General features: G+C 62.8%; 16 protein-coding genes. 12 read left to right on the forward strand and 4 right to left on the reverse strand.

Translation table 11 applies throughout. The annotated features are described in order from the left end of the window. Positions 1-127 precede the first annotated feature (127 nt). The 4 genes from dusB to ACZ5RT_RS01870 all read left to right on the forward strand — a co-directional run bounded on the left by dusB (position 128) and on the right by ACZ5RT_RS01870 (position 4,522). The gene (gene dusB, locus ACZ5RT_RS01855; RefSeq protein WP_464453331.1) at positions 128-1,174 is read left to right on the forward strand and encodes a tRNA dihydrouridine synthase DusB; all 1,047 of its coding nucleotides are present in this window, start codon (positions 128-130) and stop codon (positions 1,172-1,174) included. Next, positions 1,171-1,410, forward strand: a complete 240-nt coding sequence (locus ACZ5RT_RS01860) for a Fis family transcriptional regulator (RefSeq protein ID WP_108427067.1) — start codon at positions 1,171-1,173, stop codon at positions 1,408-1,410. The genes dusB and ACZ5RT_RS01860 overlap by 4 nt, the downstream gene beginning before the upstream one ends. Before the next feature lie 99 nt (positions 1,411-1,509). Further along, entirely contained in the window at positions 1,510-3,096 is a 1,587-nt protein-coding gene (gene purH, locus ACZ5RT_RS01865; RefSeq protein WP_464453332.1) for a bifunctional phosphoribosylaminoimidazolecarboxamide formyltransferase/IMP cyclohydrolase, read from the forward strand. Between the two features lie 172 nt (positions 3,097-3,268). Then, positions 3,269-4,522: a DEAD/DEAH box helicase gene (locus ACZ5RT_RS01870; protein WP_464453333.1), complete on the forward strand. Its 1,254-nt coding sequence runs from the start codon at positions 3,269-3,271 to the stop codon at positions 4,520-4,522. A 159-nt stretch (positions 4,523-4,681) separates the two neighbouring features. Here the strand turns inward: ACZ5RT_RS01870 and ACZ5RT_RS01875 are convergent, their stop codons facing one another. Next, positions 4,682-5,017, reverse strand: a complete 336-nt coding sequence (locus tag ACZ5RT_RS01875; protein WP_464453334.1) for a DUF6172 family protein — start codon at positions 5,015-5,017, stop codon at positions 4,682-4,684. A gap of 138 nt (positions 5,018-5,155) precedes the next feature. Between ACZ5RT_RS01875 and ACZ5RT_RS01880 the strand changes: the two genes are divergently transcribed. Continuing rightward, positions 5,156-5,440, forward strand: a complete 285-nt coding sequence (locus ACZ5RT_RS01880) for a hypothetical protein (RefSeq protein ID WP_464453335.1) — start codon at positions 5,156-5,158, stop codon at positions 5,438-5,440. Continuing rightward, entirely contained in the window at positions 5,406-5,909 is a 504-nt protein-coding gene (locus tag ACZ5RT_RS01885; RefSeq protein WP_464453336.1) for a TA system VapC family ribonuclease toxin, read from the forward strand. The genes ACZ5RT_RS01880 and ACZ5RT_RS01885 overlap by 35 nt, the downstream gene beginning before the upstream one ends. Before the next feature lie 6 nt (positions 5,910-5,915). Here ACZ5RT_RS01885 and hemL read toward each other — a convergent pair whose 3' ends face one another. Together hemL and thiD are read right to left on the reverse strand one after the other, a co-directional pair. Continuing rightward, the gene (hemL, locus tag ACZ5RT_RS01890; protein WP_464453337.1) at positions 5,916-7,211 is read right to left on the reverse strand and encodes a glutamate-1-semialdehyde 2,1-aminomutase; all 1,296 of its coding nucleotides are present in this window, start codon (positions 7,209-7,211) and stop codon (positions 5,916-5,918) included. Positions 7,212-7,228: 17 nt separating this feature from the next. Next, on the reverse strand, positions 7,229-8,173 hold the full coding sequence (gene thiD, locus ACZ5RT_RS01895; RefSeq protein ID WP_464453338.1) for a bifunctional hydroxymethylpyrimidine kinase/phosphomethylpyrimidine kinase: 945 nt from the start codon (positions 8,171-8,173) through the stop codon (positions 7,229-7,231). Positions 8,174-8,275: 102 nt separating this feature from the next. Here thiD and ACZ5RT_RS01900 point away from each other — a divergent pair, with 102 nt between their 5' ends. Further along, on the forward strand, positions 8,276-8,446 hold the full coding sequence (locus ACZ5RT_RS01900; protein ID WP_090045047.1) for a rubredoxin: 171 nt from the start codon (positions 8,276-8,278) through the stop codon (positions 8,444-8,446). Here the strand turns inward: ACZ5RT_RS01900 and ACZ5RT_RS01905 are convergent, their stop codons facing one another. After that, entirely contained in the window at positions 8,447-9,922 is a 1,476-nt protein-coding gene (locus ACZ5RT_RS01905; protein ID WP_464453339.1) for a cryptochrome/photolyase family protein, read from the reverse strand. It abuts the gene before it with no gap. A gap of 74 nt (positions 9,923-9,996) precedes the next feature. On the opposite strand from ACZ5RT_RS01905, the gene ACZ5RT_RS01910 reads away from it, so the two are divergent. Genes ACZ5RT_RS01910 through ACZ5RT_RS01930 form a run of 5 tightly spaced genes read left to right on the forward strand, consistent with a single transcriptional unit; the run spans position 9,997 to position 13,795 of the window. Continuing rightward, positions 9,997-10,599, forward strand: a complete 603-nt coding sequence (locus ACZ5RT_RS01910; RefSeq protein ID WP_108427058.1) for a YqgE/AlgH family protein — start codon at positions 9,997-9,999, stop codon at positions 10,597-10,599. After that, complete coding sequence (ruvX, locus tag ACZ5RT_RS01915; RefSeq protein ID WP_291929709.1) at positions 10,596-11,012, forward strand: Holliday junction resolvase RuvX; 417 nt, start codon at positions 10,596-10,598, stop codon at positions 11,010-11,012. The genes ACZ5RT_RS01910 and ruvX overlap by 4 nt, the downstream gene beginning before the upstream one ends. Then, complete coding sequence (gene pyrR / locus ACZ5RT_RS01920; protein ID WP_291929707.1) at positions 11,009-11,509, forward strand: bifunctional pyr operon transcriptional regulator/uracil phosphoribosyltransferase PyrR; 501 nt, start codon at positions 11,009-11,011, stop codon at positions 11,507-11,509. The genes ruvX and pyrR overlap by 4 nt, the downstream gene beginning before the upstream one ends. Before the next feature lie 16 nt (positions 11,510-11,525). Next, the gene (locus ACZ5RT_RS01925; protein WP_108427055.1) at positions 11,526-12,491 is read left to right on the forward strand and encodes an aspartate carbamoyltransferase catalytic subunit; all 966 of its coding nucleotides are present in this window, start codon (positions 11,526-11,528) and stop codon (positions 12,489-12,491) included. 11 nt (positions 12,492-12,502) lie between these two features. Continuing rightward, a complete protein-coding gene (locus ACZ5RT_RS01930; protein ID WP_464453340.1) occupies positions 12,503-13,795 on the forward strand; it encodes a dihydroorotase in 1,293 nt (430 codons plus the stop codon). Positions 13,796-13,837: the final 42 nt, after the last annotated feature.

Genomic DNA, 13,837 nt, shown 5'->3' on the forward strand with positions numbered 1-13,837 from the left:
TGTCAGTGCCGAGCGTATAAATGCCCATCCCTTTCGCTAGCACATTTCGATGTCAGCTGCTGAAATATTGAGCAACTACAATCGTGCATCCTATTCAGGCTCCCCCAAATTCCAGCACCCACCAGTCATGCAGATTGGCCCTTACCCATTGCCGAACAACTTGTTCGTGGCCCCCATGGCGGGGGTAACGGACCGGCCGTTTCGCCAGCTGTGCAGGCAGTTCGGCGCGGGTTATGCCGTGAGCGAAATGGTGACCTCGCGGCCAGATCTGTGGGCTTCGCTCAAAACCTCGCGCCGCGCCAACCACGACGGTGAGCCCGGCCCGATTGCAGTGCAGATCGCGGGCACCGAGGCGCAGATGATGGCCGACGCCGCACGCTACAACATTGACCGGGGCGCGCAAATCATCGACATCAACATGGGTTGCCCGGCCAAAAAAGTCTGCAACAAATGGGCGGGTTCTGCCCTGATGCAGGACGAGCCGCTGGCGCTGGAAATCATCAGCGCGGTGGTCGAAGCGGCCTTGCCCCACGGCGTGCCCGTGACCCTGAAGATGCGCACCGGCTGGTGCGACGCCGAAAAGAACGCTTTGAGCCTGGCCCGTGCCGCTGAAAGCGCTGGGGTGCAAATGGTCACCGTGCATGGCCGCACCCGCGAGCAAGGCTACAAGGGCCTGGCCGAATACGACACCGTGGCCGCCGTCAAAGCCGCGCTCAAGATTCCGGTGGTCGCCAACGGAGACATCGATTCGCCCGAAAAAGCCCGCGATGTGCTCCGGTTCACTCGGGCTGACGCCGTGATGATTGGCCGCGCCGCGCAGGGCAGCCCCTGGATTTTTCGCGAGATCGGCCACTTTCTGGCCACGGGCGAACACCTGGCCCCGCCTTTGGTCGCCGAGGTGCGCCGCGCCTTGCTGGAGCACCTGCAAGACCACTATGGTCTGTATGGCGAATACACCGGTGTGCGTTCTGCGCGCAAACACATCGGCTGGTATGTGCGTGCCTTGCCCGGTGGCGAGGCCTTCCGTGAACACATGAACACCCTTGAGACTGCAGCCGGGCAACTGACCGCCGTGGCCGCCTATCTGGACGGCCTGGCCGATCAGATGGAGCGTTTGCCTGCGCGCCAGCCCTCACGCCCTGAGGCCTGCACCGATTTAGAGACCACGCCATGAGCGAACCCCAATCGATTGAAAACTGCATCCGCGACAACCTGGAAACCTATTTCCGCGATCTGGACGGTACCGACCCGACCGGTCTGTACGACATGCTGGTCAAGCTGGTCGAGAAGCCGCTGCTGGACGTGGTGATGACCCAGTCTGGCCAGAACCAGTCGCGCGCGGCCGAGTGGCTGGGCCTGAACCGCAACACCCTGCGCAAGAAATTGCTCGAGCACGATTTGTTGAAATGAGCCTATGGAGGCTTGGCGTTGCCAAGCCCCGCTGAATACCTGCCGGAACCCTTTACCCGGCCTCGCTGTGAACACCTTTGAATTTTGAAGAAAGCCCCCATGAGAGCCCTCATCTCCGTCTCTGACAAAACCGGCATCGTCGACCTGGCGAAAGAACTGCACGCTCTGGGCGTGGGCCTGATCTCCACCGGCGGCACCGCCAAGCTGCTGGCCGACCAAGGCTTGCCCGTGACCGAAGTGGCCGAAGTCACCGGCTTTCCCGAAATGCTTGATGGCCGTGTGAAAACGCTGCACCCCAAGGTGCACGGCGGCTTGCTGGCGCGCCGCGACACCCCCGAGCACATGGCGGCCCTCAAGGCGCACAACATCGACACGATTGACTTGCTCATCGTCAACCTCTACCCGTTTGAAGCCACGGTGGCCAAGCCCGGCTGCACACTGGCCGACGCCATCGAGAACATCGACATCGGCGGCCCCGCCATGGTCCGCTCTGCCGCCAAGAACTGGAAAGACGTGGGCATCGTGACCGATGCCAGCCAATACGCGGATGTGATCGCTGAGCTGAAGTCCAACGGCAAGTTGAGCGACAAACTGCGTTTTGCTTTGTCCGTGGCTGCGTTCAACCGCATCAGCCAATACGACGGTGCGATCAGCAACTACCTCTCCAGCGTGAACTTTGAAGCCGAGAAACTGAGCGAAGACTACGTGCCCGAGCGTGCTCAGTTCTCAGGCCAATTCAACGAGCAATACGTCAAGGTGCAAGACCTGCGCTACGGCGAAAACAGCCACCAGCAAGCCGCCTGGTACCGCGACCTGGCCCCTGCCGCAGGCTCGCTGGCCACGGGCGTGCAGCTGCAAGGCAAGGAGCTGAGCTACAACAACATCGCCGACGCCGATGCGGCTTGGGAATGTGTGAAGAGCTTCGACAGCTCCGCTTGCGTCATCGTCAAACACGCCAACCCCTGCGGCGTGGCTGTGGGCGCCAACCCCTTCGAGGCCTACAGCAAAGCCTTCCAGACCGATCCGACCAGCGCGTTCGGCGGCATCATCGCCTTCAACCGCCCGGTGGACAAGGCAGCCGCTGAGGCGGTGAGCAAGCAGTTTGTCGAAGTGCTCATGGCCCCCGACTTCAGCGCCGAAGCGCTCGACGTGTTCAAGAGCAAAGTCAACGTGCGCCTGATGAAAATCGCATTGCCTGCCAACTACGGCCATGTGCGCAACGCTTTGGAAACCAAGCGCGTGGGCTCAGGCCTTTTGCTGCAAAGCGCCGACAACCACGAGCTGGCGCTGGCCGACCTCAAAATAGTCACCGTCAAACAACCCACGCCTGAAGAGCTGAACGACCTGCTGTTCGCCTGGAAAGTGGCCAAGTTCGTCAAGTCCAACGCCATCGTGTTCTGCAAAAATGGCATGACCATGGGCGTGGGCGCAGGCCAAATGAGCCGCCTCGACTCCGCCCGCATTGCCAGCATCAAGGCCGAAGCCGCCAAGCTGAGCCTGCAAAACACCGTGGTCGCCAGCGACGCCTTCTTCCCCTTCCGCGACGGCCTCGATGTGGTGGTGGATGCAGGCGCGACCTGTGTGGCCCAGCCCGGCGGCTCCATGCGCGATCAGGAAGTCATCGACGCGGCCAACGAGCGCGGCGTGGCGATGGTGTTTACGGGTGTGCGGCACTTCCGGCATTGATGCGCACAAACGCTTCTTGCCCTGTGGGAGCGAGCCCCCGCTCGCGAAGGGTTCGTTTTTACGGCATCGACTGACACCCGCACCGAGCCCCCGCACCATTCGGTCGCAGGGGCGACCTCCTACAAGGAAGCGCAATTGAGCTACCTTGGTGGCCACTGACAGAAAGATTGCATTGACATTTGAAACTCTCGGCCTGACCCCCGCGCTCTTGCGCGCTGTGGGTGACATGGGCTTGTACGCCCCCACGCCCATCCAGGCCGAAGCGATTCCTGCTGCCTTGAAGTTGGCCGATGTGTGGGCCACCGCGCCCACCGGCTCGGGTAAAACGCTGGCTTTTGCGTTGCCACTGCTGCAGCACTTGCTGGCTTCGCCGCGCCAGACCAATTTCCGCCGCCCCGTGCGCGTGCTGGTGCTGGTGCCCACGCGCGAACTGGCGGTGCAAGTCGGTGATGTGCTGGCCAACCTGGCCTACAAGCTGCCGCAGTCGCTCAAGGTGAACACCGTGTTTGGTGGTGTTTCGGTCAACCCGCAAATGATGGCGCTGCGCGGTGGGGCCGACATCGTGGTGGCCACACCTGGCCGCTTGCTCGACTTGATCGAGCAGAACGCTGTGCGCCTGGCCGATGTGCAGCACCTGGTGCTGGACGAAGCCGACCGCTTGCTGGATTTGGGCTTTGCCGATGAGCTGCAGCGCGTGCTGGCGCTGCTGCCTGCCCAGCGTCAAACCTTGTTGTTCTCGGCGACGTTTGCCCCCGAGGTGGAAGCCTTGGCGGCCAACATGCTGCACCAGCCTGTGCGCATCACGGTAGAAGCGTTTGAAGGCCACCAACCCGACATCACCCAACGTGCCATCCGCGTGGACGAAAAAAGCCGCACCGCCTTGCTGCGCCACCTGATCACCGAAAACGGCTGGAAGCAGGTGCTGGTGTTTGTGGCCACGCGCTATGCCTGCGAGCATGTGGCGGGCAAGCTCTACAAAGCGGGCATCTACGCCACGCCTTTCCATGGCGAGATGAGCCAAGGCGCACGCCAGGACGTCTTGAGCGAATTCAAGGCGGGCCGCTGGGATGTGGTGGTGACCACCGACCTGGCCTCACGCGGCATCGACATCGCCATGCTGCCGGTGGTGGTGAATTACGACCTGCCGCGCTCGGCCACCGACTACACCCACCGCATTGGCCGCACGGGCCGGGCGGGGGCGCATGGCGACGCTGTGAGCTTTGTCACCGCTGCCGCGCTCGCGCACTGGAAGTTGATCCAGAAGCGTGAAAGCCTGGAACTCGCTTTGGAGGAAATTCCAGGCTTTGAGCCCACCGAAACCCCGCCACCGCCGTCACCCGGCAATGGGGGTGTCAAAGGTTCACGCCCCAGCAAGAAGGACAAGTTGCGGGCCGCCGCAGCTGCCGGTTCCAATAAGCCCGGTTAGAGCGAAAAAACGGCTCCCCCGGTTTTGTCATGCCCGACTTGAACGGAGATCTAGGTTTGCATGCTCATGGATACCCGCATGCGCGGGTATGACAGTTTCTCGTCATGCCTGACTTGATCGGGCATCCATTTCTTCGGGCTTTCTGTGGGTGTCTAAAAATCAGACGTGGCTCTGATCATTCAACAGGTCTTCACCGCCGCTGTGGTCTTGCGGCTTGAGGACCCGCACGCCGTGCTTGCTCAAAATCTCCACATAGACCGACGTTGCGCCTGACTTCGCAGCAGCGTCCACCGCTTCGATCACGCCGCTCACGCGGACCACTTCGGCGGTGTCGGCGGTCAGGCCCACTTTGCAGTCAAAGTCCCAAAAATCTGCACCCTTGGGCAGGTTGCGGTTGCGCTCACGCTTGAAGTATTTGCGGATGTCGTGCTTGACGGCTTCGAGCACGCGGTCGGGGTGCTTGCCTTCGGCTTGCAGGGGAAAGTTCTTTTTCATCGGGAGTCCAAGGGAAGAGGCAAGCGCCCGGTCCGGACGTGAATGCAGGGGCGGATTATCGCCGGTTTGTCTGGCGCTTTGGCGCCCGGCAGGTGGCTGGTGTTGTGCGCATCGATGCTTTTATGCAAAAATGCAAATATGCGCACTTCACTTGACATCCCCGATCCGCTCTTCAAGCACCTCAAAACCCGGGCTGCCCAAGAGGGTCGAACCCTGCGTGACCTGGTCATTGAGTTGGTCGAACGTGGCTTGTCCGCCCGCGAGGTGGTGGACCCGCAAAAGCGGTTCCAAGCCCGGCCCCCGGTCATTCCAAACCAGGGGCCTTTGCTGCTGGATCTGGGCAAATGGACCAACGCCGATTTGTATGAATTGATCAACGAGGAAGACGATGAGCGAACCATCCGGCCCTTGGGGCGTGGCTGAGGCTTCGGCCAACTGGCGTTTGGCACCGGGCGATTTGCCCGATGTGAATGTGTGGGTGGGGCTGTGCAGCGCAGCGCATCCGTTTCACGCACAGGCCATGCGCTACTGGGAATCGGCCTGCGTGGCCGCAACGCCTTTGTGGTTTTGTCGAACGACCATGATGGGTTTGGTGCGCGTACTGTCTCAGCCCCGCGCGATGGGCCCCAATGTGTTGAATCTGACGCAGGCCATGGCCATGTACCGCCAATGGGTTGACACACCTGCCGTGGGTTTGCTGGCCTATCCGCCCGGTTTGGATGACGCCATTGCGCAGCTGCTGGGGCGTCGCGGTGAGCCTCAACCCATTCGCTTGTGGACCGATGTGTGTCTGGCGGCCACAGCCCAAAGCGCTGGCCTGCGCATGGTCACGTTTGATCGCGACTTTGAGCGATTTGGACTGGAGCGCTGCTTGGTTTTGCCCGGTCAGTGACTCAAATCAGAGTGTCTTGAACACGTCTGCCGCCACCCGCACGGTCTCGGCGATGTCGGCATCGGTGTGGGCCGCGCTCACAAAACCGGCTTCGTACAGTGCAGGCGCGATGTAGACGCCACCATCCAGCAAACCGTGGAACAGCTTGTTGAACTTGGGGCTGTCGCTGGTCATCACTTTGGCATAGTTTTGTGGCAACTCGGGCAGCAGGAAAAAGCCGAACATGCCACCTTGGCAATCGCCCACAAAGGGCACACCCGCCGCAGCGGCAGCGCCCGTCAGCCCGTCCACGAGGCTTTTGGTGCGAGCGCCCAGGGCATCAAAAAAGCCGGGTTTGGCAATCTCGCGCAGCGTGGCCAGGCCACAGGCGGTGGCCACCGGGTTGCCGCTCAGGGTGCCGGCCTGGTAGACCGGGCCGGTGGGGGCCAGTTTGGACATGATCTCGCGCGGGCCACCAAAGGCTGCCAGTGGCATGCCGCCGCCGATCACTTTGCCCAGCACCGTCATGTCGGGCTTGAAGCCGGGGATGGCTTGGGCGTAGACGCTTTGCGCACTGCCCAGAGCCACGCGGAAACCCGACATCACTTCGTCAAACACCAGCAGTGCGCCGTGTTGGCTGCACAGCTCGCGGCAGCGTTTCATGAAGGGCACGCTGGCCCGCACAAAATTCATGTTGCCCGCAATCGGCTCGATCATCACGCAGGCCAATTCTTGGCCGTGCAGCTGGAAAGCCTCTTCCAGTTGCTGGATGTTGTTGTACTCGAGCACCAGCGTGTCGCGCACCACTTCGGGCGGCACGCCTGCGCTGGTGGGGTTGCCAAAGGTGGCAAGGCCCGAGCCGGCCTTGACCAGCAGGGCGTCGGCGTGGCCGTGATAACAGCCTTCGAACTTGATGAACTTGCTGCGGCCTGTCGCGCCACGCGCCAGGCGCAGCGCGCTCATGCCCGCTTCGGTGCCCGAGCTGACCAGGCGCACCATCTCCATAGACGGCACGTGTTTCAAAATCTCTTCGGCCAGTTCGATTTCGCGCTCGGTGGGGGCGCCAAACGAAAAGCCGTCAAGCGCGGCTTTTTGCACCGCTTCGAGCACGGCCGGGTGGCCGTGGCCCAGGATCATCGGGCCCCAGGAGCCAATGTAGTCGATGTATTTTTGGCCGTTGGCGTCCCAGAAATAAGCGCCTTGGGCGCGTTGCACAAAGCGGGGTGTGCCGCCCACGGCGCGGAAGGCGCGCACAGGCGAGTTGACCCCACCGGGGATCACTTGGGCGGCGCGGTCAAAAAGGGTTTGGTTGCGGTCGGTCATGGGGCTTGTCTCTGGCTTCAGTGTTTGGTTTCGTTGAATGGCACTTCAAAGTAATCGGCGCCGGGATGAACTTCGGGGCCTTCTTCGCCGTCGGTTTCTTCGCCTTCAGGCAGTGCCCAAAACAGGCGGTCTGGAATGACCTGGCCCATACCGGGCCGAAAGCCCTCGTCCAGGCAGCGGTCGAGGTAATGCAGGGCTTCGCTGGTGGCTTCTGGCAGGTCCATGCCGGTGGCCAGCAAAGCGGCGAGGGCCGCACTGAGCGTGTCACCCGCGCCCGCAAATACGGCCTCGATGCGTTCAAATTTTTCGTGGGCCAAGACGGTTTCGGGCGAGGCCAAGGCGTTGTCAATGTGCTGGTCGGGCAAGGGCAGGCCGGTCACCAGGGTGTAGGGCACGCCCAACTCAGCGGCAGCTTTGGCGATGTCGCGCGGCCCGGGGTTGCGCTCACCCGACCATTCCGGCAGCAGCCAACGGCGCAGGGTGCTGTGGTGGCCCACCAGCACGCTGGTTTGCGGCAGCAGCAATTCGCGAAAAGCGTCCAGGTAAGCGTCGATCTTGTCGTCTTCCCACCAGGACAAATTGGGCATGTAGGCCACCACCGGAACACCGTCGTAGTCGTCCGAGAGTTCAGCAATCACCGCCAGACTCTCCGGTGTGCCCACAAAGCCGACTTTGATGACTTGCACGGGCACGTCTTCGGCCACGGCGCGGGCCTGGTCGTGAACAGCTTCTTCGTCCAGGGGGTAAAAGTCGGTGATGCTGCTGGTGTCGCGCACATAAGCGCCCGTGCACACGGGCATGCAATGTGCGCCGACCGAAGCCATGGCGGTCGCGTCACAGCTCAGGCCTCCCGCGCCGCTGGGGTCGTTGGCATTGAAGGACAGGACGCAGGCCAAGCCCGCAGCGTCCTCGGCATCCAGCACGTCGGTCTCGGTTGGGAATTCGGGCTTGTGATCGGTCATGAAAGGCGAATGGCAGTGTGCTTCAGAAGGTCTTCAGCCGGGCACCGGGCTCGCCCGATACAATCAAATCATTCTATTCGACTCTCTGATTGCGACACTGTGATGGAACACAAAACCTGGATGTGCCTGATTTGCGGCTGGATCTATGACGAAGCTGCAGGCGACCCCGAGCACGGCATTGCCCCCGGCACCAAATGGGAGGATGTGCCCATGAACTGGACCTGCCCCGAATGCGCAGCCCGCAAGGAAGATTTCGAGATGGTCGCCATCTGATCAGTCCGCGCTTTTCTTGACCACTGCATACCGCGCCAGCGTTTTCTCCCGCGCTTCGGCGTGGTCCACGATGGGGGCCGGGTAGGTTTTGCCGATCACCACCCCCGCCGCTTGCAATTCCATGGGTTTGGCCAGCCAGGGCGCGTGCAACGCGGCCGTGGGTAAGGCCGCCAGCTCGGGTACATAGCGGCGAATGAATTTGCCTTCGGGGTCGAACTTTTCGCTTTGGCTGATCGGGTTGAAGATGCGAAAGTAAGGCTGCGCGTCACACCCGCTGGAGCTGGCCCATTGCCAGCCGCCGTTGTTGGCCGACAGATCAAAGTCGTTCAGGTGCGTGGCGAAGTACTTTTCGCCCCAACGCCAGTCGATGCCCAAATCCTTCACCAAAAAGCTCGCCACCACCATGCGCAGGCGGTTGTGCATATAGCCTGTCTGGTTGATCTGGCGCATGGCCGCGTCTACCAACGGGTAGCCGGTGCGCGCTTCGCACCAGGCGTCAAACAGCTTGTGGGCGTGCGGGCCGTGCTCCCAGCGGATGGCGTCGTAGTCGGGTTTGAAGCTTTGGCCTTGGCCCACATGCGCAAAGTTGTGCAGCACCTGCACATAAAAGTCGCGCCAGATCAGCTCCGACAGCCACACACTCGCCCCCGTGCTGCCCGCCTGCATGCGGGCATGCGCCTCGCGGGCCAGCTGGCGGATCGACACGGTGCCAAAGCGCAAATGCACACTCAAATAACTGGGGCCTTTGACGGCCGGAAAGTTGCGCGTGTCTTCGTAATGGTCGATGCGGGTCAAAAAGTCTTGCAGCAAGGCCTGCGCGCCCGACTCACCCGTGGGGATTTTCAGGGCCTGCAGGTTGGTGGGCTCAAAGCCGATGTCGGCCAGGCTGGGCACGGGGTGCGCCAGGTCGTCGGGGCGTGGTGCCAGGCGCTGGGCCAGCGCTGCCACTTCAAAAGCCTGCAGGTCTTCGGGGGTGACTTTCTTCAGCCAGGCGTTTTTGTAGGGCGTGAACACGCTGAAAGGCTTGGCCGACTGGGTCAGCACTTCGTTGCGCTCGAAAATGACATGGTCCTTGAAGGTGTGCAGCACGATGCCGTGGTCGGCCAGGTGGCCACGCACCTGGATGTCGCGGGCCAGCGCTTGGGGCTCGTCGTCGTGGTTGGCAAAGACGGCCTGCGCCTGCAGGTGCTGGGCCAGTTTGACGATTTTGTCCTTGGCCACGCCGTGGCGCACGATCAGGCCAGCTTTGGGGTGGCCCGCCAGTTCGCGCAAGCGGGCATCGACCTCGACCAGCGACTCGCGGATGAATTCGACCCGCCGGTCAGCGCGGGGCAGGGCGTCGAGAATCTCGGTGTCAAAGACGAAGGCCACATGCACCCGTTGGCAGTGCTTCAGGGCCTGGTGCAGGGCCGCATGGTCACTCACGCGCAGGTCGCGCCGCAGCCAGACCAGGCCACAAGAAAAAGGGGTTTCCATCGGGGTATGCCGGGTTGGGTCAAACAATGCACCCTTGACCCCGTCCGCAGAGACAGGGCCGCTAAAATCGGTGCATGACCGCCGATTCTGCCTCGATTGACCTCAAGCATCATTTCCTGATCGCCATGCCCGGGTTGGAGGACGAGACATTTGCCCGCAGTGTCGTTTACATGTGCGAGCACAGCCCCCGTGGGGCCATGGGTCTGATCATCAACAAACCGGCCGACATCAGCATGCGTTTGCTGTTTGACAAGGTGGATTTGCCTCTGCGACGTGAAGACCTGGTGGAAAACCCGGTGGGCCATGGCGGCCCGGTTCAGACCGAGCGCGGTTTTGTGCTGCACGACCCCATGCGCATGGACAAGCCTGAACTGGATGGCGGCTCCATTTACGCCTCCACCCTCACGGTCCCCGGTGGGCTGGAGATGACCACGTCACGCGATGTGCTCGAAGCCCTTTCTTCGGGTGCGGGGCCACGCCGCGTGCTGGTCACTTTGGGTTATGCGGCCTGGGGCGAGGGGCAGCTGGAGTCGGAGTTGAGTGAAAACACCTGGCTCACGGTGCCTGCTTCGGCCGATGTGGTGTTTGAGGTGCCCATGGCCGAGCGCTACGACCGCGCCCTGGACCTGTTGGGGCTAAAAAGCTGGATGCTCTCGCCAGACGCGGGGCACGCATGAGTAGCACCCCCGAGAACACCGTTCCCGCCCATCACCAAAGTTTTTTGGCCTTTGACTACGGGCTCAAGCGCACTGGCGTGGCCGTGGGCAACCGGCTGATGAAGTCGGCCACGCCGCAAGGCACGATTGCCGCCGAGGGTGATGCCCGGTTTGAGCACATCGCCAAACGCATCCAAGAGTGGCAGCCCGACGCGCTGGTGATCGGTGTGCCCACCCACCCCGATGGCGGCGAGCACGAAAACACCTTGCGCGCCCGCAAGTTCGGTCGCCAGCTGCGCGGCCGCTTTGGCCTGGTGGTGTACGAGGTGGATGAGCGCTACACCACCACCGAAGCCCATTCTTATGGCGCCAAAGATGCCGACGCAGCGGCGGCGGCGATCATCCTGGACCAATTTTTAAGGAACATCCCATGAGCGCACTGGCCCTGAACGCCGAGGCCTTGTACCTGGAGCTGCTGCGCGGTGTGCGCAGCCTGTGCACGGCCCACACCCGCCTGGTGGGGATCACCTCGGGCGGCGCCTGGCTGGCCGAGCGCCTGCAGCGTGAACTGGGCTTGCCCGGTGAGTCAGGTCAGGTGTCGTCGGTCATGCACCGCGACGACTTTGCCCAGCGCGGCCTGTCTGCAGGCGGCCAGACCCATTTGCCTTTTGAGGTCGATGGGGCCGACATTCTGGTGCTCGACGATGTGCTCTACACCGGCCGCACCATTCGCGCGGTGCTCAACGAAATTTTTGACTACGGCCGACCCGCCCGGGTGCAGTTGGCCGTGCTGGTGGACCGGGGTGGTCGCCAGCTGCCCATCCAGGCCGACTTTGCCGCCGCTCGAGTGGCCCTGCCGGAGACGCAATCGTTGGCGCTGGCCCGCGATGTGGCTGGCCGTTTCAGTTTTGAAGTGGAGAACAAAGCCTGATTGAGGTGAAAACAACATGCTCTACAAACGCAACAACCCCCAACTCAACAAGAACGGCGAGCTGATCCACCTGCTCTCCACCGAGGGCCTGTCCAAGGACATCCTGACGCACATCCTCGACACGGCGGCCAGCTTCGTCAGCGTGAGTGACCGCGAGGTGAAAAAAGTGCCCCTCTTGCGTGGCAAGAGCGTGTTCAACCTGTTTTTTGAAAACAGCACCCGCACCCGCACCACCTTCGACATCGCGGCCACCCGCCTGTCGGCCGATGTCTACACGCTCGACATCGCTCGCTCTTCGGCCAGCAAGGGCGAATCGCTGCTCGACACCATCGCCAACCTGAGCGCCATGGCGGCCGACATCTTTGTGGTGCGCCACAGCGAATCGGGTGCGCCCTACCTGATTGCCCAGCATGTCGCGCCGCATGTGCACGTGGTCAATGCGGGTGACGGTCGCCACGCCCACCCCACCCAGGGCCTGCTGGACATGTACACCATCCGGCACTACAAGAAGGATTTTTCCAACCTGACCGTGGCCATCGTGGGCGACGTGCTGCATTCGCGCGTGGCGCGCTCCGACATCCACGCGCTCACCACCTTGGGCTGCGCCGAAGTGCGTGTGGTGGGCCCTAAAACCCTGGTGCCCGCCGACATGGCGCAAATGGGCGTGCGCGTGTTCAACAACCTCGAAGAGGGCATCAAGGGCTGTGATGTCGTGATCATGCTGCGCCTGCAAAACGAGCGCATGAGCGGTGCGCTGTTGCCTTCCAGCCAGGAATACTTCGAGAGCTTTGGCCTGACGCCCGAAAAACTCCAACTGGCCAAGCCCGACGCCATCGTCATGCACCCGGGGCCGATCAACCGGGGCGTGGAGATTGATTCCGCCGTGGTCGATGGGCAACAAAGCGTGATCCTGCCGCAGGTGACCTTTGGCATCGCCGTGCGCATGGCGGTGATGAGCATCGTGGCCGGCAATGAGGCGTGAGGACTGACACCATGAAACTACTCATCCAAAACGGCCGCGTGATCGACCCGGCCAGCGGCTTTGACCAAACCGCCGATCTGGCGATCGCTGCCGGTCGCATCGTGGCCATGGGCCAGGCCCCCGCCGACTTCACACCCAACCGCGTGATCGACGCCGAGGGCAGCATCGTGGCCCCAGGCCTGGTGGACCTGGCGGCGCGCTTGCGCGAACCCGGCCAGGAGCACGCAGGCATGCTGGAGAGCGAAATGGCCGCGGCCGTGGCCGGAGGTGTGACCAGCCTGGTCTGCCCGCCCGACACCGATCCCGTGCTGGACGAACCCGGTCTGGTCGAGATGCTGCGTTACCGCGCCGAAAAACTGCACCAGGCCCGTGTGCTGCCGCTGGGTGCACTCACCGTGGGCCTGAAAGGCGATGTGCTGACCGAAATGGGCCAGCTCACGGCCGCGGGTTGTGTGGGTTTTTCTCAGGCCGAGGTGCCGATCCCCAGCACCCAGGTGCTGCAGCGCGCCTTGCAATACGCCAGCACCTTTGGCTTCACGGTCTGGCTGCGTCCACAAGAGCTGCACCTGGGCAAAGGCGTGGCCGCCAGCGGCGCTTTGGCCACACGCATGGGCCTGTCGGGCGTGTCGGTGGCGGCCGAAACCATTGCCCTGCACACGATTTTTGAGCTGGTGCGCAGCACGCGTGCCCGTGTGCACTTGTGCCGCATCAGCAGCGCCCAGGGTGTTGAGCTGATCCGCCAGGCCAAGGCCGAGGGCTTGCCGGTCACGGCCGACGTGAGCATCAACTCACTGCACCTGACCGATGCCGACATGGGCTACTTCGACAGCCGCGCGCGCCTGGTGCCCGTGTTGCGCCAGCAGCGCGACCGCGATGCCCTGCGCGCAGGCCTGGCCGACGGCACGCTGGACGTGCTGGTGTCCGACCACACCCCGGTCGATGCCGACGCCAAGGCGCTGCCGTTTGCCGAGGCCGAGCCCGGTGCCACAGGCATGGAACTGCTGTGGAGTCTGGCGCTCAAGTGGGGACAAGAGTCCGGGCTGTCTTTGTCGCAAGTGTTGTCGCGCATCACGGCCGACCCGGCCCGTGTGCTCGGGTCGACGCTGGGCAGCCTGCGGGACTCGGTGGGTCATCTGGCGGTGGGCGGCGTGGCCGATGTCTGCGTGCTGTCGACCGAGGGCCATTGGCTGGTGACCGAAGCTTCGCTGCGCAGCCAAGGCAAGAGCACGCCGTTTTCCGGCTACGAGCTGCCTGGTCGCGTGTTGGCCACTGTGGTTGGCGGGCATGTGGCGTTCGAGGCTTGAGGGGTGTTGCGCCATGTGGTCACCCGAGCGGGCGCTGTCATG

This window comes from Limnohabitans sp. TEGF003, from assembly GCF_055395455.1.

Excerpts from the sequence above, each read along its gene's own strand:
- dusB (WP_464453331.1), top strand. The coding sequence starts at position 128 with ATGCAGATTGGCCCTTACCCATTGCCGAACAACTTGTTCGTGGCCCCC.
- ACZ5RT_RS01860 (WP_108427067.1), top strand. The coding sequence starts at position 1,171 with ATGAGCGAACCCCAATCGATTGAAAACTGCATCCGCGACAACCTGGAA.
- purH (WP_464453332.1), top strand. The coding sequence starts at position 1,510 with ATGAGAGCCCTCATCTCCGTCTCTGACAAAACCGGCATCGTCGACCTG.
- ACZ5RT_RS01875 (WP_464453334.1), bottom strand. The coding sequence starts at position 5,017 with ATGAAAAAGAACTTTCCCCTGCAAGCCGAAGGCAAGCACCCCGACCGC.
- ACZ5RT_RS01880 (WP_464453335.1), top strand. The coding sequence starts at position 5,156 with ATGCGCACTTCACTTGACATCCCCGATCCGCTCTTCAAGCACCTCAAA.
- ACZ5RT_RS01885 (WP_464453336.1), top strand. The coding sequence starts at position 5,406 with ATGAGCGAACCATCCGGCCCTTGGGGCGTGGCTGAGGCTTCGGCCAAC.
- hemL (WP_464453337.1), bottom strand. The coding sequence starts at position 7,211 with ATGACCGACCGCAACCAAACCCTTTTTGACCGCGCCGCCCAAGTGATC.
- thiD (WP_464453338.1), bottom strand. The coding sequence starts at position 8,173 with ATGACCGATCACAAGCCCGAATTCCCAACCGAGACCGACGTGCTGGAT.
- ACZ5RT_RS01900 (WP_090045047.1), top strand. The coding sequence starts at position 8,276 with ATGGAACACAAAACCTGGATGTGCCTGATTTGCGGCTGGATCTATGAC.
- ACZ5RT_RS01905 (WP_464453339.1), bottom strand. The coding sequence starts at position 9,922 with ATGGAAACCCCTTTTTCTTGTGGCCTGGTCTGGCTGCGGCGCGACCTG.
- ACZ5RT_RS01910 (WP_108427058.1), top strand. The coding sequence starts at position 9,997 with ATGACCGCCGATTCTGCCTCGATTGACCTCAAGCATCATTTCCTGATC.
- ruvX (WP_291929709.1), top strand. The coding sequence starts at position 10,596 with ATGAGTAGCACCCCCGAGAACACCGTTCCCGCCCATCACCAAAGTTTT.
- pyrR (WP_291929707.1), top strand. The coding sequence starts at position 11,009 with ATGAGCGCACTGGCCCTGAACGCCGAGGCCTTGTACCTGGAGCTGCTG.
- ACZ5RT_RS01925 (WP_108427055.1), top strand. The coding sequence starts at position 11,526 with ATGCTCTACAAACGCAACAACCCCCAACTCAACAAGAACGGCGAGCTG.
- ACZ5RT_RS01930 (WP_464453340.1), top strand. The coding sequence starts at position 12,503 with ATGAAACTACTCATCCAAAACGGCCGCGTGATCGACCCGGCCAGCGGC.